Source organism: Mycobacteroides saopaulense, assembly GCF_001456355.1.
Classification (GTDB): Bacteria; Actinomycetota; Actinomycetes; order Mycobacteriales; family Mycobacteriaceae; genus Mycobacterium; species Mycobacterium saopaulense.
The window spans coordinates 1,453,790-1,475,458 of sequence record NZ_CP010271.1 but is presented as its reverse complement, the minus strand read 5'-3'; the positions used below and the strand labels follow the sequence as shown (position 1 = coordinate 1,475,458).

The 21,669-nt window shown below is 64.3% G+C and carries 23 protein-coding genes; 9 read left to right on the top strand and 14 right to left on the bottom strand.

Annotation, left to right across the window (positions count from 1 at the left end):
- Positions 1-33: 33 nt before the first annotated feature.
- Positions 34-648, bottom strand: coding sequence for a DUF937 domain-containing protein (locus tag MYCSP_RS07360; RefSeq protein WP_070911192.1), 615 nt, complete (start codon positions 646-648; stop codon positions 34-36).
- Positions 649-775: 127 nt separating this feature from the next.
- Here MYCSP_RS07360 and MYCSP_RS07355 point away from each other — a divergent pair, with 127 nt between their 5' ends.
- Together MYCSP_RS07355 and MYCSP_RS07350 are read left to right on the top strand one after the other, a co-directional pair.
- Positions 776-1,930, top strand: a complete 1,155-nt coding sequence (locus MYCSP_RS07355; protein WP_088413496.1) for an FAD-dependent oxidoreductase — start codon at positions 776-778, stop codon at positions 1,928-1,930.
- A 9-nt stretch (positions 1,931-1,939) separates the two neighbouring features.
- Entirely contained in the window at positions 1,940-2,626 is a 687-nt protein-coding gene (locus tag MYCSP_RS07350) for a VOC family protein (RefSeq protein ID WP_088413495.1), read from the top strand.
- A gap of 19 nt (positions 2,627-2,645) precedes the next feature.
- Here MYCSP_RS07350 and MYCSP_RS07345 read toward each other — a convergent pair whose 3' ends face one another.
- The 6 genes from MYCSP_RS07345 to MYCSP_RS07320 form a co-directional block, all read right to left on the bottom strand.
- The gene (locus MYCSP_RS07345; RefSeq protein WP_207547385.1) at positions 2,646-3,917 is read right to left on the bottom strand and encodes a YibE/F family protein; all 1,272 of its coding nucleotides are present in this window, start codon (positions 3,915-3,917) and stop codon (positions 2,646-2,648) included.
- Between the two features lie 5 nt (positions 3,918-3,922).
- Positions 3,923-4,489 carry a molybdenum cofactor guanylyltransferase gene (mobA, locus tag MYCSP_RS07340; protein WP_083019369.1) on the bottom strand — a complete coding sequence of 189 codons (567 nt, stop codon included), beginning with the start codon at positions 4,487-4,489 and terminating at the stop codon, positions 3,923-3,925.
- A 102-nt stretch (positions 4,490-4,591) separates the two neighbouring features.
- Entirely contained in the window at positions 4,592-4,924 is a 333-nt protein-coding gene (locus MYCSP_RS07335; protein WP_070911197.1) for a transglycosylase family protein, read from the bottom strand.
- Positions 4,925-5,616: 692 nt separating this feature from the next.
- A complete protein-coding gene (locus MYCSP_RS07330; protein ID WP_070911198.1) occupies positions 5,617-5,916 on the bottom strand; it encodes a hypothetical protein in 300 nt (99 codons plus the stop codon).
- Between the two features lie 163 nt (positions 5,917-6,079).
- Positions 6,080-7,177: a 2-oxoacid:ferredoxin oxidoreductase subunit beta gene (locus tag MYCSP_RS07325; RefSeq protein WP_088413494.1), complete on the bottom strand. Its 1,098-nt coding sequence runs from the start codon at positions 7,175-7,177 to the stop codon at positions 6,080-6,082.
- Positions 7,174-9,135 (bottom strand): 2-oxoacid:acceptor oxidoreductase subunit alpha, encoded by a 1,962-nt coding sequence (locus MYCSP_RS07320; protein WP_083019364.1) that lies wholly within the window; start codon positions 9,133-9,135, stop codon positions 7,174-7,176. The genes MYCSP_RS07325 and MYCSP_RS07320 overlap by 4 nt, the downstream gene beginning before the upstream one ends.
- A 273-nt stretch (positions 9,136-9,408) precedes the next feature.
- Here MYCSP_RS07320 and MYCSP_RS07315 point away from each other — a divergent pair, with 273 nt between their 5' ends.
- Genes MYCSP_RS07315 through MYCSP_RS07305 form a run of 3 tightly spaced genes read left to right on the top strand, consistent with a single transcriptional unit; the run spans position 9,409 to position 13,317 of the window.
- Positions 9,409-11,745, top strand: coding sequence for an FdhF/YdeP family oxidoreductase (locus tag MYCSP_RS07315; protein ID WP_088413492.1), 2,337 nt, complete (start codon positions 9,409-9,411; stop codon positions 11,743-11,745).
- Positions 11,738-12,562 (top strand): formate dehydrogenase accessory sulfurtransferase FdhD, encoded by an 825-nt coding sequence (gene fdhD, locus MYCSP_RS07310; RefSeq protein WP_070911202.1) that lies wholly within the window; start codon positions 11,738-11,740, stop codon positions 12,560-12,562. Before MYCSP_RS07315 ends, fdhD begins: the two co-directional genes overlap by 8 nt.
- On the top strand, positions 12,559-13,317 hold the full coding sequence (locus MYCSP_RS07305; RefSeq protein ID WP_088413491.1) for a DUF2185 domain-containing protein: 759 nt from the start codon (positions 12,559-12,561) through the stop codon (positions 13,315-13,317). Before fdhD ends, MYCSP_RS07305 begins: the two co-directional genes overlap by 4 nt.
- A gap of 10 nt (positions 13,318-13,327) precedes the next feature.
- On the opposite strand, the gene MYCSP_RS07300 is transcribed toward MYCSP_RS07305, so the two are convergent.
- A complete protein-coding gene (locus MYCSP_RS07300; protein WP_209435440.1) occupies positions 13,328-14,014 on the bottom strand; it encodes a guanylate cyclase in 687 nt (228 codons plus the stop codon).
- A gap of 40 nt (positions 14,015-14,054) precedes the next feature.
- Here MYCSP_RS07300 and MYCSP_RS23285 point away from each other — a divergent pair, with 40 nt between their 5' ends.
- The gene (locus MYCSP_RS23285) at positions 14,055-14,231 is read left to right on the top strand and encodes a hypothetical protein (RefSeq protein WP_088413489.1); all 177 of its coding nucleotides are present in this window, start codon (positions 14,055-14,057) and stop codon (positions 14,229-14,231) included.
- Here MYCSP_RS23285 and MYCSP_RS07290 read toward each other — a convergent pair.
- On the bottom strand, positions 14,228-14,884 hold the full coding sequence (locus tag MYCSP_RS07290) for a TetR family transcriptional regulator (protein WP_162266216.1): 657 nt from the start codon (positions 14,882-14,884) through the stop codon (positions 14,228-14,230). The genes MYCSP_RS23285 and MYCSP_RS07290 overlap by 4 nt on opposite strands.
- Positions 14,885-14,988: 104 nt before the next feature.
- On the opposite strand from MYCSP_RS07290, the gene MYCSP_RS07285 reads away from it, so the two are divergent.
- From MYCSP_RS07285 to MYCSP_RS07275, 3 genes are read left to right on the top strand one after another with little or no spacing between them, the layout of a single operon-like run.
- Positions 14,989-16,080, top strand: coding sequence for a ferredoxin reductase (locus MYCSP_RS07285; protein ID WP_088413487.1), 1,092 nt, complete (start codon positions 14,989-14,991; stop codon positions 16,078-16,080).
- Positions 16,081-16,096: 16 nt separating this feature from the next.
- Positions 16,097-17,284, top strand: a complete 1,188-nt coding sequence (locus tag MYCSP_RS07280; protein ID WP_088413486.1) for a fatty acid desaturase family protein — start codon at positions 16,097-16,099, stop codon at positions 17,282-17,284.
- Between the two features lie 10 nt (positions 17,285-17,294).
- Entirely contained in the window at positions 17,295-17,525 is a 231-nt protein-coding gene (locus MYCSP_RS07275) for a hypothetical protein (RefSeq protein ID WP_070911209.1), read from the top strand.
- 48 nt (positions 17,526-17,573) lie between these two features.
- Here MYCSP_RS07275 and MYCSP_RS07270 read toward each other — a convergent pair whose 3' ends face one another.
- The 5 genes from MYCSP_RS07270 to MYCSP_RS07250 all read right to left on the bottom strand — a co-directional run bounded on the left by MYCSP_RS07270 (position 17,574) and on the right by MYCSP_RS07250 (position 21,545).
- Positions 17,574-18,113 carry a GNAT family N-acetyltransferase gene (locus MYCSP_RS07270; protein WP_088413485.1) on the bottom strand — a complete coding sequence of 180 codons (540 nt, stop codon included), beginning with the start codon at positions 18,111-18,113 and terminating at the stop codon, positions 17,574-17,576.
- A gap of 20 nt (positions 18,114-18,133) precedes the next feature.
- Positions 18,134-18,745, bottom strand: coding sequence for a maleylpyruvate isomerase family mycothiol-dependent enzyme (locus tag MYCSP_RS07265; protein ID WP_162266215.1), 612 nt, complete (start codon positions 18,743-18,745; stop codon positions 18,134-18,136).
- 20 nt (positions 18,746-18,765) lie between these two features.
- Positions 18,766-20,046, bottom strand: coding sequence for an ATP-dependent Clp protease ATP-binding subunit ClpX (clpX, locus tag MYCSP_RS07260; RefSeq protein WP_070911212.1), 1,281 nt, complete (start codon positions 20,044-20,046; stop codon positions 18,766-18,768).
- Between the two features lie 255 nt (positions 20,047-20,301).
- Positions 20,302-20,955 carry an ATP-dependent Clp protease proteolytic subunit gene (locus tag MYCSP_RS07255; RefSeq protein WP_046253161.1) on the bottom strand — a complete coding sequence of 218 codons (654 nt, stop codon included), beginning with the start codon at positions 20,953-20,955 and terminating at the stop codon, positions 20,302-20,304.
- The gene (locus tag MYCSP_RS07250) at positions 20,952-21,545 is read right to left on the bottom strand and encodes an ATP-dependent Clp protease proteolytic subunit (RefSeq protein WP_005060147.1); all 594 of its coding nucleotides are present in this window, start codon (positions 21,543-21,545) and stop codon (positions 20,952-20,954) included. Before MYCSP_RS07250 ends, MYCSP_RS07255 begins: the two co-directional genes overlap by 4 nt.
- Between the last annotated feature and the right edge of the window lie 124 nt (positions 21,546-21,669).

Genomic DNA, 21,669 nt, shown 5'->3' with positions numbered 1-21,669 from the left:
GGGCGCCGGGTGGTTCCGAGTGAGACTGCGCGGTTACTTCTTGCCGCCCAGAAGCCCGCCCAGGATGCTGCCGAGCGCGTCGCTTCCGCCCTTGCTGCCGAGCACGCTGCCCAGGATGCTGCCGAGCGGGTTGTTTCCACCCTGAGCCGCCCCGCCGCCGACGGCGCTGCCGAGGATGTTGCCCAGGATGTCGCCGATTCCGCCGCCGCTGGCGGCGGGTGCCTCCGCGGGCGCCGCCTGCGCACCGCCGCCGGTGAGCTTCTTGGCCACGAAGGCCAGCACGATCGGAGCCAGGATGGGCAGCAGCTGCTTGATCAGGTCGCTGTTGCCTGCACCCGCACCGGAGAGCTTCGCGGCGACGTCGTCCGCGTTGTTGTCACCGAACAGCGAGGCGACGACGGCGCTACCCGCATTCTGGTCGACGTCATCGACGTTCACGCCGCCGTCGAGAAGGGTGCTCGGTGCGCTGTTGACGTTGGCCTGCAGATCGGCGGCCTTCTCCGGGTCGTCGGCGTTGGCCTGCAGGCCACCCACCAGCAGCGGGACCACGGACTTGATCGCCTTGTCGGCCGTCTCGTTGTCGACCCCGAGCTTTGCGGCGATCTGATCGGTCGGGATCTCATTCAGTAGCTCGTCGAGTGTGGCCATGGGTCTCCTCCTAGATATCTGGGGTTTGGTGAACCTTAGCCAAGCAGATCAGCCGCGAGTGAACGAATGCCGAACATCACAACCCCAGACCCTTTACCGCTGTGGGGTCCGCCCATAACGTCAAGCTATGAGCGACCACATTGTCGTGGTTGGCGCCGGGATTGCCGGTCTTGCCACCGCAGTCGCGTTACAACGATCCGGGCGCGACGTCGTGGTTCTCGATGACCGGGACGGCACCTCCACCGGATATGCAATTACCTTATGGCCCAATGCATTAGCGGCATGCGATGCCTTAGGCGTGGGCGACGAGGTGCGCGCCGCAAGCGCCCGTGTGGAGACCGGGATGATGCGCTGGCACAACGGGCGGGTGCTGCGAGAACCACCGAGCGGACAGCTCACCAAGGCCGTGGGAGAGCCTGTCGCCGTCACCGAACGCAATCAACTCCTGGCGATTCTGGCCGACCGCCTCGCGCCGGGGACCGTGCGTTACGGCGCCCGGGTGAGCAACGTTCGAGACGGACTACACGGGACCTTTGTCGAGCTCGCCGACGGCACGTCGCTCACCGCCGCCGCGGTCGTGGGAGCCGACGGAATCGGATCACTGGCCGCGCAGTATCTCAACGGCCCGCTCGCATTCCGGTACTCCGGATACACCGCGTGGCGCGGCATTGCCGCAGTGGCCATCCCCGATGAACTGGCCGGGATTACCGTGGGACCGGGGATAGAGTTCGGCCACCTGCCTTTGTCCGGCAACCGCACCTACTGGTTCGCCGGCGAGCGATCCCACGAGGCGCAGCGCGCACACGGCCGCGAAATCGACTACCTGACGGGCAAGTTCGGCGACTGGGCAGATCCCATTCCGGACCTTCTACGCAGCAGCGATGAGACTTCGGTCTTGCGCGGCGATATCTACGATCGCGGACGCCTGCGCCGGATCACCGGCGGTCGGGTGGTCCTGGTGGGCGACGCCGCGCATCCGATGCGCCCGCACCTGGGCCAGGGCGGGTGCCTGTCACTCGAGGATGCCGCCGTGCTCGGCGCGGCAGCGTCCGAACGATCCTCTCTGCCAAGCGCTTTCCGTGAATATGCACGGCGGCGAAGGTCACGCACGCGTGCGGTGGTCAACCGAAGCCGCCAGATCGGGCACGTGACCTTTGCCCGGCCGGCGGCGCTGGGCGGCCTGCTGGTGCGGGCGTCGGGTCGCATCCCCGCCTCGGTGTTCTGGAGACAGTTGCAGCGCATCGCCGGATATGACGCCGGCGGTGTCGTGGTTGGCCCATAGGATTCCCCTGTGTCTCCCAACGGACCCAAGCCCAATGCCAGTCTCAAGGATTTCTGCATCGACGCCACGCTGCCTGTCCCGGTCGCCAAGTTCTGGGCCGCGGCCATTGGCGGGGAGGTCGACATCGACGAGGCTGGCGAAGCGCTGATCCGGCGCGGCGAGGATGTCGACATCTGGATCAACCGGGTGCCCGAGGCCAAGACCGTCAAGAACCGTGTGCATTTCGACGTCTACGCGCGCACGGTGGACGACCTCGTCGCACTGGGCGCGACGGCACTGGCAACCGAACCGGAATGGGTCGTGATGGCCGATGTCGAAGGCAACGAGTTCTGCGCGTTTCTCGATCCAGAGCTCGAAAGCGATACACCCGCAAAACTCTTCGCGGTATGCACCGACAGCGACAAACCGGTCGAGATCGCGCAGTGGTGGCAAGACCGTGTCGGCGGCACGCTCACGCCCGGCTCCGACGGCACACTGCGGTGGTTGCGCGGCGGCGCCGGATGGGGCGACCTGATCTGGAAGTTCGTCCGGGTTCCCGACGAACGCGTGGTGAAGAACCGCTGGCACTGGGATGTGCGCGCGGACGCCGCCGAACTGGTGCACGACGGCGCCCGTGCGCTTCGCGGCCCCGACACCGACATCCGCTGGACCGTGCTCACCGACCCGGACGGAAACGAGTTCTGCGCCTTCGGTTAGGCCGCTCGCCCGCCCTCGGTTAGGCCGCTCGGCCGCCCGCGGTTACGCCCCGCTTGCCGGGGGTCGCCAAGGCTGCGGCGATCGCGGTTGTCAGCGGAACGGACAGCACCAGCGCGATGCCACCGACCGCGGATCGGGCGATCTCGATCGCGACGCCCTCACTGGTCAGCACGTCACCCAGAGATCGGTTGGCAACGCTGAACAGCAACATGAGCGGCAACGAGTTCCCGGCGTAGGCCAGCACGAGTGTGTAGACGGTGCTGGCGATGTGATCGCGCCCGACCCTCATGGCGCCCAGGAATACCTCCCTGCGCGTGGAACCGTCGCCCAGCTCCGCCAGCTCGAAGACCGTCGATGCCTGGGTGACGGTGACGTCGTTGAGAACACCGAGCGAGCCGATGATGAAGCCGGCAAGCAACAGCCCCGATATCGACACTCCCCCCATGTAGGCGGCGACTTCGTTGTTCTGCTCGTCGGACAGGCCGGTCAGGTGCGTCAATTCGATGACGGCCCAGGACAGTCCGGCCGCGAACAACATCGCCGTGAGCGTGCCCAGCAGGGCTGCGCTGGTGCGCATGCTCACGCCATGGGCCAGGTAGATGACCACGAACAGGATCGTCGCCGACGCCACCAATGCCAGCGGCAACGCGGGACCGCCGTCACGCAACGCCGGGAGCAGGAACACGGCGAGCACCAGGAACGCCACCACGATGCCCACCAGCGCCCGCAATCCGCGCCAGCGCGCCACCAGGCAGATGACGATCGCGAAGGCCGCGGCGACGGCGACCAGCGGCCAGGTGCGTTCGTAGTCATAGAAGCTGTAACTGGTCGCACCCTGCGCGTCGACCTGCCGGGTGATCCGGATGTGTTCTCCGGCAGAAAGAGTCGGTTGTCCGCCGCCGGAGGTGAACTCAAGCTGGGTCTTGGCTCCCGAGTTGGGCCCGGAGGTGATCGCGATGAGGTCCAGCGAGCACGTCGAATCGGGCGTCTGCCCCGCCGAGGGATCGGCGGTGAGTACTTGTCCCGTCGACAAACTGCCGCATTCACCGAGGCGCGTCGACAGCACCGTGCCCGACTCGGTGGTTACCGCGCCACCATGGGCGTTCTGATACGGCAGCGGGATATCCACGGTGCGGTGCTCGGGCCACAACGTCACCAGTCCGATGAGGACGGCGATCCCCATCGCGGCCAGCAGGCCCACCACGATGCGGGCGGCGGTGGATCCGAAGGGTGCGGTTCCTTTCGGCCCTAGTCCATGATGAGCGTGGGAGTGGCTATGCGAGTGCGACACGACTGTCAGGGTAAAGGTGGCAACGCCGCCAGGTCTGCCTCGGTGTTCACGTTGACGATCCAATTCGGCTCGGATATCGAAATTCGTTGCGCACCAACGCGCTCAAGGAGCGCACCGAGTCGGCGTTCCCCGGCGGAAGTCAACTCATCAACGATGTCGCATAGGCCTACGTCATAGACCGCAGCCAGGTAGTGATCCCGGCCGTCCGCGGTGGCGACGACGATGCGGTCACCACCCGCCGCGAGTTCATCGATGAGTGCCGGGGCAATCAGTGGCATGTCCACGGCGCAGACGAAGGCCCTGACCGCTCCCCTGTCCGCGGCCACCCGCAGCCCCTGCCCCAGCGCCACCAATGGCCCCTGCCCCGGCTCGCGATCGTCGACGACGATCGCGTCTGGAGTCGCGATGTCCTGATCCGGCGCACGCACCACGATCACGGGCGCACACCGCGAGCTCGCCACCCGCACGATGCGCCGCGCCAGGGTTTGCCCGCCCCAGCGGATGGCGGCCTTGTCGCGCCCCATGCGGCGCGAAGCGCCACCGGTGAGCACCACCGCCGCGAGTTGGTTCATGGAAGAAACTTACGCACAGATACCAACAAGCCACCAAGAGGTGGAACACCGTGGGTGTCCGCTCTTGGTGGCTTGTTGAGTTGGTGGTGTACTTCTCGGGGTCTAGCCGCGCCGTCCGCAGACGGGCCATGCGCCGATCCCCTGACGGGCCAGCACGTTCTCGGCGATCCGGATCTGCTCCTCGCGCGAAGCCAGGTGCGGGGAGCCGGAGCCGCCGTTGGCACGCCAGGTGCCCATGTTGAACTGCAGACCGCCGTAGTAGCCGTTTCCGGTGTTAATCCCCCAGTTGCCACCGGACTCGCACGCGGCGATGGCATCCCAGTTGACCGGATCCGCACTCGCTGTTCCAGCCAGCGCCATCGGAGCCGCGACAAGCGCAGGGGCCATGGCCCATAGGACGGCGCGGGTGGTGAGCGTTTTGCGGATGTACTTCATGTCTTTCCTCTCGCCGGGCACGCACCGAACACCGCCCGCTTGCGGATACCGCAGCGGGCTCTGGCACGCCTCCAGGCGAGGCGGACATCTTCGTCGGATCGCGCCGTCTCGGTCGGGCGCGACAAGGGAGGCGGCTGCTGCCTCACCGGCTCTCGCGGGCCGGTGGCCAGAGACCGCCTAGCGACGTCCCTGGCCCCATTTGCACACAGGGTTCACGGTTCGGAGTTTTGCTCCGGTTTCTTGACGTGTCGGACCGTACGGAACCAATCAGCGAAAGTCATCTCACGACACGCACATCCCAAACCAATAACGAAACAATTACAGAGCCAATCTTCAGCGACTAACCCCAGGTCACTTAAGAAATTCTCAGGTTCCCTTAGGGTCGCTCCTACCTGCGATTAGTGAGTCAGATCACGCTCTATTTGTGAGCCATACCACGATGACGGCAAATCACTCAAGTCACATTAGAAACTTTAAAAACATGCGGCGTGGCGAATTGACAAATTCACTCTATTCACAGGCGCATCACAAATAACACTATTTGCCAATTACCAATTGCGCAACAAATTCGGACAATCGACGCCTCGCTCCAGGGCAGCCGTCGATAGCCACCACGAAATGTGTTGGCACATAGCCCTATTCGCCCTCACGCGACAACATCTGCCGAGGGGCCCGTCAAACGTGTGAGCCGATCAGCAGCGCAGCGAGACGACAGCGATCTTTCGCGACGTCACCGGGACCGTCGTCGGATAGTTCTGTGCATCGCGCCCCGCACCCACATCCGTTACCGGCGACTGCTTCTCCACCGAGACGACGGTGCACTTGCTCAAGTCGCCGGCACCGCTCTTGGTGATGATCACCCGATACCCGTTTGCCTTGAGCTCGTTGATGACGTCGTTGGCGTTGCCGGCGGCTGCCGCAATGGCTGCACCGCCCAGCGAGACACCGATCATCGCCATTGCTGTTGCTATCGCGATCAGCGACTGCCTCACGGCCTTCTCACCTCGTATCTAGGGCATGAAGGTTGCGTTCCGGACCGGAGACCCGGCACGGAAACATCAACGTCCCTGAATCTTACGAGAGCAACCGCATTTCGCGCGCGAGGAGACGCCGAAGCGTCCGAATGCACGACGGCGAAAACCAGCCGATATGGGTCTAGCCGACGGTCCAGGTGTCCCGACCGGTCAACAGCGCCTGCAGTGCGGCGGTGTCGCTCGGTTTGGCGGCGGCAGCGGCGGTCAGCTGCTCACGAGCCAGGTCGTCATAGGTGGGACGCTGCACGCTGCGGAACACACCCATCACGGTGTGCTCAAGGTCCTGCTCGGACAGCCGAGACAGCGCGAAGGCGTAGGCCGAATCATCCGAATACGCGTCATGCACCACGATGTCCTCGGCTTTCACATCGGCCGTCTTGGCGACCTCCAGGCCGAAACCTGAACGGACGACGCACAGTTCGCCCTCGGCACCGAAGGTGATCGGCTGGCCGTGGCTCACGTTGATGACGCGCTGCTCGGAGCCTTCCTTACGCAACAGATCGAAGGACCCGTCGTTGAAGATCGGGCAGTCCTGCAGGATCTCGACCAGTGCCGAACCACGGTGGGCGGCTGCGGCACGCAGTACCTCCGACAGCCCCTTCTTGTCCGAGTCCAGCGCCCGTCCCACGAATGTGGCCTCGGCGCCCAGCGCCAGGGATACCGGGTTGAACGGGTAGTCCAGCGAGCCCATCGGCGTCGACTTGGTGACCTTGCCGGTCTCCGAGGTCGGCGAGTACTGCCCCTTGGTGAGACCGTAAATCCTGTTGTTGAACAGCAGGATTGTCAGGTTCACGTTGCGGCGCAGGGTGTGGATCAGGTGGTTGCCACCAATGGACAGCGCGTCGCCGTCACCGGTCACCACCCACACGGACAGATCCTCGCGAGCCAGCGCCAGGCCGGTCGCGATGGCCGGCGCGCGGCCATGGATCGAGTGCATGCCATAGGTGTCCAGGTAGTACGGGAACCGGCTCGAGCAGCCAATACCGCTGATGAACACAATGTTCTCGCGCTTGAGGCCGAGCTCCGGCAGGAAGCCACGGATGGTGTTGAGGATGACGTAGTCACCGCAACCGGGGCACCAACGCACTTCCTGATCGGAGGTGAAGTCCTTCGACTTCTGCTCCTCGTCGGTGGTGGGCACCAGGGCATTGGCGCTCAAGCCCAGATCGGTACCGGCCAAACCACTGATGCCGTTGAGTCCATTGAGTACGTCGGTCATGCTCGATCCCCTACGGCCACCGCGGATTCACGCGCGAGAACAGCCTTCTGACTTTCCTTGTCGGCGAGCGACCCGTCCAGGGCCGCATCGATGATTTCTTCGACCTCGTCGGCGAGGAAGGCCATGCCCTGCACCTTAGTCACCGATTGCACATCCACCAGGAACTTCCCGCGCAGCAGCAGCGACAGCTGCCCGAGGTTCATCTCCGGCGCAACGACCTTGGGGTACTTGCGCAGTACCTCGCCCAGGTTCTTCGGGAACGGATTGAGGTGACGCAGGTGCGCATGCGCAACCTTCAGACCCTTGCGACGGGCACGTCGGCAGGCCTCTCCGATGGGGCCGTACGAGCTGCCCCACCCGATCATGAGTAGTTGAGCATCTCCGGTCGGATCGTCAACCTCCAAGTCCGGCACCGTGATTCCGTCGATCTTGAGCTGACGCAACCGCACCATGAGGTCGTGGTTGGCCGGGTCGTACGAGATGTTGCCCGAACCGTTGGCCTTTTCCAGGCCGCCGATGCGATGCTCCAGCCCGGGGGTACCCGGGACGGCGAACTGACGGGCAAGAGTCTCCGGGTCGCGGTTGTAGGGCGCGAAATCCTGATCAGGCGAGGCGAAAGTGTGCTCGATCGCCGGATAGCTCGCGATGTCCGGGATGGCCCACGGCTCAGAGCCATTGGCGATCGCGCCGTCGGACAGGATCATCACCGGAGTCCGGTAGGTGAGCGCGATGCGCACGGCCTCGATCGCGATGTCGAAGCAGTCCGAAGGCGAGCGGGGCGCGAGCACCGCGATGGGTGACTCGCCGTTGCGGCCATACAGAGCCTGCAGCAGGTCGGCCTGCTCGGTCTTGGTGGGCAGACCGGTCGACGGACCGCCGCGCTGCACGTCGATCACCAGCAGCGGGAGCTCGGTCATGACCGCCAGACCCACCGCCTCGCTCTTGAGCGCCACGCCGGGACCCGACGTGCTGGTGACGCCCAGGGCTCCACCGAAGGAGGCACCAAGGGCCGCACCGATTCCGGCGATCTCGTCCTCGGCTTGGAAGGTCAACACATCGAAGTTCTTGTACTTGCTCAGCTCGTGCAAGATGTCCGAGGCCGGAGTGATCGGGTAGGTGCCGAGCACCACCTTGGTGTTCGCGAGCCGACCCGCAGCGACAACGCCGTAGGCCATCGCGGTGTTACCGGAAACCTGTCGGTACTCGCCCGGCGGCAGCGACGCCTTGGCCACCTCGTAGGTGGTGCCGAAGGCCTCGGTGGTCTCGCCATAGTTCCAGCCTGCCCGGAACGCCAAGATATTGGCCTCGGCCACATCGGGCTTCTTCGCGAACTTCTCGCGCAGGAACTGCTCGGTGCCCTCCAGCGGACGGTGATACATCCAGGACAGCAGGCCCAACGCGAACATGTTTTTGGTACGCGCGCCGTCCTTCTTCGAGACGCCGGCCGGCTCGACGGCGCCGAGCGCCAGGGTGGTCATCGGAACTTGATAGACCACGTAGTCCGACATGTCGTCGTGCTCCAGCGGATCCGACTGGTAGCCCACCTTGGCCAGGTTGCGCTTGGTGAACTCGTCGGAGTTGGCGATCACCATGCCGCCGCGCGGCAGGTCGCCGATGTTGGCCTTCAGCGCCGCCGGGTTCATCGCCACCAGCACGTCGGGTCGGTCACCCGCGGTGAGGATGTCGTAGTCGGCAATCTGGATCTGGAAGGAAGAAACACCGGGAAGCGTGCCCTGAGGGGCGCGGATCTCGGCGGGATAGTTCGGCTGTGTTGCGAGGTCGTTGCCGAAGATCGCAGCCTCGGAGGTAAATCGGTCTCCGGTGAGCTGCATACCGTCGCCAGAGTCTCCAGCAAACCGGATGACGACTTTTTCCAGCTTCTCCGATACGGCTCCGTCGCCCACCGGTGACCTACCTTTCACGACGAACTCTGGCGGTGACGGTACGTACGCCACCATTCAGCAGAGTTTTCTGTCACTCTCGGTACCGATTATTGCACTTTCACACCGCTGACCTTGACGAGGCCATACCCGCAGGCACGAAACTTGACACGTGTCGAGCCATTCTCGCTGCCTGGCCAGTGCAGTTGCCCCGGTACCCGCCAGTAGACGTGAGGCAAATCACAAGCACGAGCCAAGCATCTGCTTGGTTACCCCGCGATGCCGTCACCTGGGAAAGACCGGCCGAGGCTAGTGACACCCAGACTGGACGACGGGTCCAGAATGAGAAGTATGACCGGGCACCGGATACCGACGGTTGACCACGACAACGGAGCCGAACCGGCAGAGACCGGCGAACCCCGTATCGCCGTCACCGGCGCGAAGGATGTCGCCGCGGGAATGACCGCGGTGGGCGTTTCCCTGCAACGCGGCCTCGAACAAATGGGCCCCCTGCGCACCGTCGCGACACTGACCAAGCTGAATCAGCGTCACGGCTTCGATTGCCCCGGCTGTGCGTGGCCCGAGACTCCGGGACACCGCAAACTAGCCGAGTTCTGCGAGAACGGCGCCAAGGCCGTCGCAGAAGAGGCGACAAAGCGCACCGTGACCCCTGCTTTTTTCGCGCAATACTCGGTGGAGGAGCTCCGCGAGGCACCCGAGTATTGGCTGAGTCAGCAAGGGCGACTGACTCATCCGATGGTGTTACACCCGGGCGAATCGCATTACCGCCCCATCGATTGGGATGACGCGTACGAGCTCATTGCCCGCGAGGTCAGGGCGGCCGCGGATCCGGACCGCCTGGTGTTCTACACCTCCGGGCGCACCAGCAATGAGGCCGCGTTCTGTTACCAGCTGCTGGTACGCAGCCTGGGTACCAACAACCTGCCGGACTGCTCCAACATGTGCCACGAATCGTCGGGCACCGCACTGACGGACTCGATCGGCATCGGCAAGGGATCGGTGTCGGTGCCCGATATCGAGCACGCCGATGTCATCCTCATCGCCGGCCAGAATCCCGGCACCAATCACCCCCGCATGCTTTCGGTGTTGGAGAAGGCAAAAGCCAACGGCGCCAAAATTATTGCCGTCAACCCACTCCCCGAAGCCGGATTGCTCCGGTTCAAGGATCCGCAGAAGGTCAACGGAGTACTCGGCCACGGTGTGGCGATCGCCGACGAGTTCGTGCAGATCCGCCTGGGCGGGGACATGGCACTGTTCACCGGACTGGGAAGGCTGCTGCTGGAGGCCGAGGACGCCAAACCCGGCAGCATCGTCGATCGGCAGTTCATCGAAGAGCACTGCGCCGGTTACCAGGAATGGGCCACTCGGGCGCGCAGCATCGACTGGGAAACCGTCACGCAAGCAACCGGTATCGGCATGGACCAGCTACGCACCGTGTCGGACATGCTGGCCAACTCGCAGCGCACCATCATCTGCTGGGCGATGGGCCTGACTCAACATCGACATGCGGTGGCGACCATCGGCGAGGCGACGAACCTGCTGCTGATGCGGGGCATGATCGGCAAGCCGGGTGCCGGGGTGTGCCCCGTGCGCGGTCACTCGAACGTCCAGGGCGACCGCACCATGGGTATCTGGGAGAAGATGCCCGAAGAATTCCTGGCGGCTTTGGATTCCGAGTTCGGCATCAGCACTCCGCGTAAGCACGGGTTCGACACCGTCGACGCGATCCGCGCCATGCGAGACGGCAAGGTGTCAGTCTTCATCGGCATGGGCGGCAACTTCGCCTCGGCCACCCCCGACACCGCCGTCACCGAGGCCGCACTGCGCAACTGCGCCCTGACCGTGCAGATCTCTACCAAGCTGAACCGCAGCCACCTGGTGAACGGGCGCACTGCTCTCATCCTGCCCACCCTCGGGCGCACCGACCGGGATATCCAGCAGTCGGGTAAACAGCTTGTTTCCGTGGAGGATTCGATGTCCATGGTGCACTTGTCACGCGGCAGTCTGCACCCCCCAAGCACCCTGCTGCGCAGTGAGGTTGCCATCGTGTGCCAGTTGGCACGCGCCATTCTGGGACCCGGGCATCCGGTTCCCTGGGATCGATTCGTCGAGAACTACGACACCATTCGCGACGCGATCTCGCGGGTGGTGCCCGGATGTGCCGATTACAACGTCAAGGTGCGGCAACCGGACGGGTTCGCACTGCCGCACCCGCCGCGTGACGATCGTGAATTCCCCACTCATACGGGTAAAGCCAACTTCTCGTCGGCACCATTGGAGTGGGTGCCGGTCCCCGAGGGGCGACTGGTGCTGCAGACGCTGCGCAGCCACGATCAGTACAACACCACCATCTACGGCCTGGACGACCGGTACCGCGGCGTCAAGGGGGGCCGACGAGTGATCTTCATCAACCCGGAAGACGTTGTGGCATTAGGGTTATCCGAGGGCTCGCGAGTCGATCTGGTGTCCGAGTATCCGGGCAAGGACGGCGTATGCGAGGAGCGCCGGGCCGAGGACTTCCTCGTGGTGCCCTACTCCACACCGCGCGGCAATGCCGCCGCCTACTACCCGGAAACCAATCCGCTTGTGCCCCTTGACCATGTCGCGGAGCGGTCCAATACTCCGGCGTCCAAGGCGGTCGTGATCCGATTGGAAGCCCGTGGGTAGGGTCACGGACAGGCGCAGGATCAGGCGCATCGAGGGCGTCGGGCGAGGCGACCGCAGCGAAACTCTCGTCGTCGAGGAACCTCTGGAAATTCGAGTCAACGGGCAGCCGGTGGCCGTCACCATGCGCACCCCTGGATCGGATGTCGAACTCACCCAGGGATTCCTGCTCACCGAGGGTGTCATCGGTAGTCGCGACGACCTGATGACGGTGCGGTACTGCCAGGGCGACGGCCCCGACGGCCTGAACACCTACAACGTTCTGGACGTGACGCTAGCCCCCGGCGTACCCGCCCCCGACCCGACGGTGACGCGGAACTTCTACACCACTTCGTCGTGCGGTGTCTGCGGCAAGGGTTCCCTGGAGGCGGTGCGGACCATCAGCCGCTTCTCTCCCGGCGACGACCCCTCCACGATCGAATCGAACACACTGGTCGGTCTGCCCGACAAACTTCGTGCGGCACAAAAGGTTTTCGCGACCACCGGCGGGCTACACGCCGCCGCATTGTTCACGGCGGACGGCAGCCTGCTGGCGGTGCGCGAGGACATCGGCAGGCATAACGCGGTAGACAAGGTCATCGGGTGGGCGCTGGAGAACGACAGGGTGCCCCTGACGGGGACCACTCTGCTGGTGAGCGGACGCGCCTCGTTCGAGCTTGCCCAAAAGGCAACCATGGCAGGCATTCCCATCCTGGCGGCGGTGTCGGCGCCCTCCTCACTCGCTGTCGATTTGGCTGCGCAGTCTGGGATGACGCTCGTGGCGTTTCTGCGCGCAGACAGCATGAACGTCTACACCCGAGCAGATCGAGTGACCGGGTGACAGACAAGGTGTTCCGGCTTCCTGCCGATCAAATTGTTCCCGACCTCGCGCGGAACGAGGCCTGCATCGCCAGCGATCGGATCACCGTTGACGGCTGTCCGGTGGGTTTCATGTTCCGCGACTATTCCGGCTGGAATTTCTTCGCCGGCGACGAGAGCCAGGAGTACGTCGACGACGCCGCGAATCTGGGCCTGTACTCGCTCAACACCATTGCCAACTACGACCGCGCGATACTGCCTCATCTGGATGCACGCCACGGCACCGCATGGCTACGAGAGGGGGATCACTTCGTCGAGGATCCAGAGGGCGCGCCCGTCGATCCCGACGCTTCAAACCCGCATGGATTGAATCCGGACTTTCCGTGGGTCGAGGGGCGAGGCCAACTGACCGCACATTGCAGTATCGCTGCGCCCGAGCCCATGAGCCGACGAACCGAGGACGAGCACCTCGTGCTGTGGCGCCCCGGCCTCACCGCGTGGATCGCGGTATGGGAGAACATCGAAGAGCCGCGGCAACGTCTCGATAAGATTGTCCAAAACGCCTCCCCGGCTGCGTATGACCGCAAGGACTGGTCCGCCGAAGGAATCTTGTTCCATTCCTACCGCGTGGACGAACAGTCACCCGATGGACGCGCACCTGCACTGTTCGGCTTCGCAGTCGGGGTCCCCAGCCATGTCCAGCTCGCCGTCTACTTTGATCACGAACGGGATCTGGCGCCGGCCGAACAGCTCGTCCGCTCAATTCGGATCACGTGAGTCCGATTGCCTAAGGCTCGGGCACCTCGACGGCGATCTCCCTGCCCAGCGAGTAGCCCGGCGCCAGCGGCAGATTGTCACCGCTCCAGAACGATCCCGGATCGAAGTAGTTCGAACGCTTCTCGGTGACGAGCAGCCCCATCTCCTCCAGGGTGATCGCCACCGTCTCGGCGCAGAACGCGGTCTCCAGCCCGGCTTGCCGTTTTTTCGTGATGTCCCGTTCGGCCACCTCACGAACCTTCTTGTGCACGAAGGGAAGTCCACGAGTCAGGTCGCTGATGGTGGGGAGTCGGCCGCGCATCCACCGGCCGGTCAGCCGGGCGGTGGCAGGAAATGGTGTCCCGTCCATCCGCGCCACGACCCGCAGGGCGACGTCCTCCTGCTCGGCTGTGACCCGCGGGCTGAGCTGACGGAGCCAGCATCGCTGGCCGTAGACGTGTGACCATCTCTCGATCGCCTCACGCGCATCGTGCAGCTGCACTCCCCGATGGTTATCGCCCGTCCACACGTCGGTGAGCTTGTTTCCCAGTTCGGCATGCCACATGAGCGGCGGCAGATCGTCGATCGCCAGCGTCATCCCGACGTGGTTGACCGGACTGTTCGACAATGTCTGAATGAGACGGTCCGGGCCCGACCGACCGCGGAACACCCAAATGTCGCCCGTGCGTGTCGCATCGAGCGCCTCCTCGATCGACACACTCACTTGCTCACTCATCCCCGCACCGTAGCCTGGACCGATGGCCAACATGTGGAAGTGGCTCGGGCTCGCCGGGGCCGTCGGGGTGGCGGCGGGAGGCGTGCTGGTCGCCCGGGATCAACGCAAACGCAAGGCGTACACGGTCGCAGAGATCCGCGACCGGCTGCATCAGCGCCTCGGCGAATCAGAACGTCGCGGGCAGCAGACCTCGAACTAGCTGGAACGCCAGTTCTGCAGACCGACGAACGCCATCTTCAAGGCGTTGGTCGCGACGTCCACGACCTCGGCGGTGTCCGCGTCGAGCTGTACGAGTTCGGCCACCGCGTTGGCGGCGATGGACAGAATCAGGTTGGCCGCCGTGGTCAGGTCAGCGGAATCCCACAGCCGCATTTGGTCACGTCGGGCCAGATCGATCGCCAGCTCGCCCGCGAGTAGACGCATTTCGATGCTCACCGCGCGGCGCACCTCGGTGGGCGCGGTGTACCGCTCGGTGACGACGAATCGCAGCTGATCCGGGTTTTCCTGTACCTGTTCGGCCAGGATGCGCATGGACTCGGCCAACGTCGCCGGTTCGCGGCGGCGTATTTCCCGCGCGATCCCCCGAGCGATGCGCATCCCCTCTTCGGCCAGCGCGACACCCAGGTCATCTAGGGACGAGAAGTGGCGGTAGAACGCCGTCGGCGAGATTCCCGCTCCGCGGGCCACATCGCGCAGGCTCAATCCCGAGAACGCCTGGGTGCGCGAGAGCTCGAGAGCGGCTTCCATCAAGGCGGTGCGGGTGCGCAATTTCTGCTCACCCCGAACCGAGTCACGTCGCGACGAGGAACCCGAGTACGAGCCCCGCTCTCGATGACTGGTCATGGCGATCACTGTATCGCTGTGATGACCGACACGGTCACTACGGCTTGACTGAGTGGGGGCATGTTGGTTCACAATTTCAGTGTACATTCGTTAACCTAACGGAGGGAGTTCGAATGACATTTCTAACTAAAGCCACCCGACGCATCCTCACCCCCGAGTCGTCCCTGGGCCGGCTGCTGACAGCCGCCGTGACCCCACATGCCGTCGATCGCTATCTCGAGCTGGTCGATCCGATGATCACCTGGGAAGAGGCGCGCGCCCGCGTCATCCGCGTGCAACGCCGCACCACCCGGTCGGTGACCCTGACGTTGCGCACAACGCGCCAGTTCACGGGCTTTCACGCAGGTCAATTCGTACAACTGGGAGTTGTGATCGACGGCGTGCGCCACGTCCGCTGCTTCTCGCCTTCGTGCGCCGACGACGCCCGGGAGATCATCGAGCTGACCATCGCCCGCCGCTCCGAGGGCCTGGTCTCGAACTATCTGTACAAGCATGCCGCGGTCGGCGACGTGTACAGCATCACCCCGGCCTCCGGCACGTTCGTCCTTCCGTCGCCGCGTCCCATCCGGACGGTCCTGATTGCCGCCGGAAGTGGGATTACACCCGTGCTCTCAATGGCGAGAACACTCATCGGCAATGGGTATCCGGGTCAGCTCGCGGTGCTCTACTACGCGCCCACCGCAGCGGACAACGCGTACGCCAACGAACTCGCTGCACTCGGCGAGGTGCCGTCGGTGACCGTGCACACGGAGTACACGCGCGCCGGTGGCAGACATTTCAGCGCCGAACAGCTCGATGCGATCGTGCCCTGGCATGCGGACGCTCAGACGTTCCTGTGCGGGCCGCCCTCCTTGCACGAGGCGGTGAGCGTCCTGTACGCCGAGCGCGGACTCTCCGACCGTCTGCACACCGAAGAGTTCACCCTCACCACCTCGGGCACCACCGGGGAAGCCGGCGGCGTGCTGCGATTCGCCACATCGGGCGTCACCGCCGAGAACGACGGTCGTCCCATCCTCGAACAGGCTGAGGCCGCCGGTCTGCAACCTGAATTCGGCTGCCGGATGGGAATCTGCTTCGCCTGCACGGCGGTGAAGACATCCGGGTGCACCCGCAACCTGCGCACCGGTGACGAGAACGACGACCCCGATCAGCACATCCAGCTCTGCATCACCGCGCCCGTCGGTGACGTCTCGATCAACCTCTAAACCCAGGAGATAGACGATGACCAGCAACGAAATCACCATCAGCGCAGCGGATGTCGAGGCGCTGGGCAAGGACCTCGATGCATTGCGCGAGCGGATCGTCGGCGATCTGGGCGAGCGCGACCGCGAGTACATCTACTCGATCATCAAGACACAACGCGGCTGCGAGGCCGCGGGGCGCGCCCTGATGTACCTGGGGTTCATCCCGCCGGTGTGGCTCGCCGCGGTAGGTGCGCTGTCCGTCTCCAAGATCCTCGACAACATGGAGATCGGCCACAACGTGATGCACGGCCAGTACGACTGGATGCGCGAAAAGGGCCTCAACTCACGCGACTTCGAGTGGGACACCGTGTGCCCCGCCGACCAGTGGCGGCACTCGCACAACTACATGCACCACACCTACACCAACATCGTCGACATGGACCGCGACGTGGGTTACGGCATCCTGCGCATGGCGCCCGAGCAGAAGTGGAATCCGTACTACCTGGGCAACCTGGCATGGGCGACCGCCCTGATGGTCTTCTTCGAGTGGGGCGTCATGGTGCACGAGCTCGAGGCCGAGAACATCGTGAGGGGCAAGCGCAAGTGGTACGACCTCAAGCCGTTGATCAAAGGCATGTGGCGCAAGGCCAGTAAGCAGGTTCTCAAGGACTACGTGATCTTCCCGGCGCTCACCGGTCCGCTGTTTCCGATCACCTTCCTGGGCAACATGTCGGCCAACTTCGTGCGCAATGTGTGGACGTTCTCGATCATCTTCTGCGGCCACTTCCCCTCCGGCACCCAGACCTTCTCCAAGGAGGAGACCGCCAACGAGACGCGCGGCGAATGGTACGTCCGGCAGCTGCTTGGCTCGGCGAACATCGAGGGCGGCAGGCTCTTTCACATCATGAGTGGCAACCTGTCCCACCAGATCGAGCATCACCTGTTCCCGGACCTGCCCGCCAACCGCTACCCGGAGATCGCCACCGAGGTGCGCGAGCTGTGCCAGAAGTACGGCCTGCCCTACAACACGGGTGGCCTGTTCGCCCAGCTCTCGTCCACCTGGAAGAAGATCGCCCGCCTGTCCCTTCCCACCGGCTGGTTCCGCGGCGAACAGGAGCTCGTGGTGCACATCGAGCGGGACGCACGCCAAGACGCAAACAAGGGGACGGTGGCCGAACCCGAGGTCGTCGTCGTTGACGAGCGCGGCGAGCTGGTAGACGCGTAAGTTAGGAGCCGTGGTGAGCAAGTTCGAACGCAACAAGGACCTGGCGCAAGAGGTCGTGTCGTCGACCGCCGAGCACGTGGGCGAGATCGCCAAGATCATCACCAATGCGGTGGTCGATGTCACCCGGCAGATCGGTGAGATCGCCACGGACGCCTTCGAGATGCGCGAAGCGGCTAAGCGGGCCGAGCAGGACCGGTCCCGGTCGGGCGTGGACGTCGACGACGATCCGGTTACGCACTGACCGGTCGCCGATTCGGTGCCACGTTTCACTCGGTAGCGAACGTGGCGCTCAGTCGGAGGCTTCTCGCCAGTCGGCAGCGGTGATGGTGAAGTACACGTAGTCTTCCAGCGCGCCGTTGATCTCCCGCTTTTGGCGGTGGTGCTCGTGGGCACCGATCTTGGCGAGCGCGCGTTGCGACCTGAGGTTGGCCGCGGCCACGTGGAACCACACCAGGTCGGCGTTGATGAAGGCGTAATCCAGCATCAGCGTCTTGAGCTCGGCGTTGACGGTCCCACCCCAGTACTCGCGGGTGATGAAGGTGTACCCGATCGCGACCTCACGCTTGTCCGGATCCCACTCGTAAAAACGAGAGGAGCCGATCATCTCCCCCGTCGAGTGATCGATGATGACAAGCGATTTCGCGGCCAAGGCCTCAGCGAACCACTTGTCGAACACCGGTCGCTGATGACGGTCCGTACTCGGGTGCTGCGCCCAGATGAGGGGATCGCTGGCGGCACGGTACAGCGGCTCAACGTCGTCGTCTTCCAACGGACGCAGGGTGAGCGTCGGGCCCTCTAGCGTCGGCTGGCTCATGAACTCGGTGGACATCAGTACCAGCTTACGAGGCGTTACGAAATATGTTGCGCCAGGGTTGATTTACCCGGCCCAGCGAGTTCTGCCAGCACGCATGGGCGTGCCGCCATCGCCATCAGCAGCGCCTCCGCCGGCCCGGTCACCTCGGGTCCCCTCCCAGCCGCCCAACCCGTATCAGTCGCCACCAGCCGTACACCCCGGGCACGCAGCGCACCCCGCACCGGCGGTGCCCAGCGCGCGAAATCCATGGCGACATTCAGCCGGTCTTCGGGAATCTCACGCGGAATCCCCAGCGGGCGCCGAATGTCTTGTTGATGCACGATGCCGTCCAGCAGCGCGATCCGCCCCCCGAAACCCGATGTCAGCACCCCCGGCGTTTCTGCGGCACGCACCATCTCCAGCAGCTGCTCGGGGGTGCGGTCAGCCAGCTCGGCGACTCGATTGGCGTTGGCTCGGTTCGGGTTGAAACCGGCCTTGGCGACACGCGCGTAGAACTCGCCGCGGCTCAGGTCTTCGTAGCCGATCATGTGCGTCACCACGTCACGAATCCGCCACTGGCTACACAACGACGGGGCATTCCACTGCTCGGGTGTCAGTCCGGCCAGGAGCTCGGCGAGGTCGATGCGCTCGGCCCGCGCCAACTCCATGGCGCTCTGCACGACGAGCCTTAGGCGGACTTGTCGCGACGCTCGGTGCGCGAGGGCTTGCGCGGCACGATCGTCGGCAGCACGTTGTCGATGACGGTCTCGCCGGTCACCACGACCTTGGCGACATCGTCACGGCTCGGGATGTCGTACATCACCGGCTGCAGCACTTCCTCCATGATGGCGCGCAGACCGCGGGCGCCGGTACCACGGTGGATGGCCTGATCGGCGATGGCCTCCAGCGCGTCCTGGCTGAACTCCAGCTCGACGCCGTCCATGTCGAAGAGGCGGGTGTACTGCTTCACCAACGCGTTCTTCGGCTCGGACAGGATCGTGATGAGCGATTCGCGGTCCAGGTTGGTCACCGAGGCCACGATCGGCAGACGACCGATGAACTCGGGGATAAGGCCGAACTTGATCAGGTCCTCGGGCATGACCTCGGCGAAGTGGTCGGTGGTGTCGATATCGGCCTTGGACTTGACCTCGGCACCGAAGCCCAGGCCACGCTTGCCGACACGATCGGACACGATCTTCTCCAGGCCCGCGAACGCGCCGGCCACGATGAACAGCACGTTCGTGGTGTCGATCTGGATGAATTCCTGATGCGGATGCTTGCGGCCGCCCTGCGGGGGCACCGATGCCTGCGTGCCTTCCAGGATCTTCAGCAGGGCCTGCTGCACGCCCTCACCGGAGACGTCCCGGGTGATGGACGGGTTCTCGCTCTTGCGGGCGATCTTGTCGACCTCGTCGATGTAGATGATGCCGGTCTCGGCACGCTTCACGTCATAGTCGGCGGCCTGAATCAGCTTGAGAAGAATGTTCTCGACATCCTCGCCCACGTATCCGGCCTCGGTCAGGGCGGTGGCATCGGCGATGGCGAAGGGCACATTGAGCATCTTGGCCAGCGTCTGCGCCAGGTAGGTCTTGCCGCAGCCGGTGGGGCCCAGCATCAAGATGTTGGATTTGGCCAGCTCAACGGTCTCACCGCGGGCATCGCGGGCCTTGTCCCCGGCCTGGATGCGCTTGTAGTGGTTGTAGACGGCGACGGCCAGCGTCTTCTTCGCGTTGTCCTGGCCGATGACGTAGTTCTCCAGAAACTCGCGGATCTCCGCAGGCTTGGGCAGTTCATCGAGCTTGACGTCGTCGGCGTCGGCCAGCTCCTCTTCGATGATCTCGTTGCAGAGGTCGATGCATTCATCGCAGATGTACACGCCGGGGCCGGCGATGAGCTTCTTGACCTGCTTCTGGCTCTTTCCGCAGAACGAGCATTTCAGCAGGTCGCCGCCGTCTCCGATACGTGCCATGGTGGCCGGTCCTACTTCCTGTCACGCGGTGGTGGATCGTGATGTCAACACGTCCCTGCCCTGATCAAACGAGCTGTCGAACCCGACGCTACCCGCTACCTCGGCCGCACCGCGACCGATAAAGCGAATCGCACCGACGGCATTTACGCGTCGCCGTGCTGGAGAACATATCGCCTCACACCGACCGGAGCCGCCGATGACGCGCACCGAGGACCGGTGTGTTGCAACTGTTATCCGCAGCCGGCCGCCCGGCGGCTACGAGGCCGCCTGGGCGGAGAGCTTGCGGTACTCCAGAACGACGTCGATGATCCCGTACTCCTTGGCCTCCTCGGCCGTGAAGATCTTGTCGCGGTCGGTGTCCTTGCGGATGATCTCCGCGTCCTTGCCGGTATGCCGGGACAAGGTGGTCTCCTGCAGCACACGCATGCGCTCGATTTCCTTGGCTTGGATCTCCAGGTCGGTGAACTGACCCTGGATCACGCCGGACAACGCGGGCTGGTGGATGAGCACACGCGCATTCGGCAGCGCCATGCGCTTGCCCGGGGTGCCCGCGGCCAGCAGCACCGCGGCGGCCGACGCGGCCTGGCCCAGCACCACCGTGCGGATGTCGGAGCGGACGTACTGCATGGTGTCGTAGATCGCCATCAACGAGGTGAACGAGCCACCCGGGGAGTTGATGTACATGGTGATCTCCCGATCGGGATCCAGCGACTCCAGCACCAGCAGCTGCGCCATGATGTCGTTGGCCGAGGCGTCATCCACCTGCACGCCGAGGAAGATGATGCGCTCCTCGAACAGCTTGTTGTAGGGGTTCGACTCCTTGACACCGAAGCTCGAGTGCTCGATGAACGAGGGCAAGATGTAGCGCGCCTGCGGCGCCAGTTCGGGGTTGAGGTGCTTGGAGATCACTTGGAGGCTCCCTTGCTGCCGTTGAGATTGCCGCGGGTGATGATCTTGTCGACGAACCCGTATTCGAGTGCCTCCGGGGCAGTGAACCAGCGGTCGCGGTCGGAATCCTGCTCGATCTGCTCGATGCTCTTGCCGGTGAATTCGGCGTTGAGACGGAACATCTCCTTCTTGATGACCTGGAACTGCTCGGCCTGGATGGCGATGTCCGAGGCGCTGCCGGTCACACCACCGAGCGGCTGGTGCATGAGGATCCGGGCGTGCGGCAGCGCGTGACGCTTGCCCTTGGTCCCGGCGGCGAGCAGGAACTCACCCATCGACGCGGCCATACCCATCGCGTAGGTCGCGATATCGCACTCCGAGAGCTGCATGGTGTCGAAGATCGCCATGCCGGCGCTGATCGACCCACCCGGGGAGTTGATGTACAGGTGGATGTCCTTGGTGGGGTCCTCGGCCGTCAGCAGCAGAATCTGCGCGCACAGCTTGTTGGCGATGTCGTCGTCCACCTGCTGGCCCAGGAAAATGATGCGCTCGGAGAGCAGACGCTCATACACCGAGTCGATCAGGTTGAGCCCGGCTGTCGCCGAACGCATTTCAGTCACTGTGCAACCTGCCTTCGTCTAGCTCTTCGGGGTCCGTATGAAACCAATCTTGAGAACCTTTTTGCGTACTGCCGACATTAACCAACATCGGGTGCTGCGCACTCCCCGCCACGGG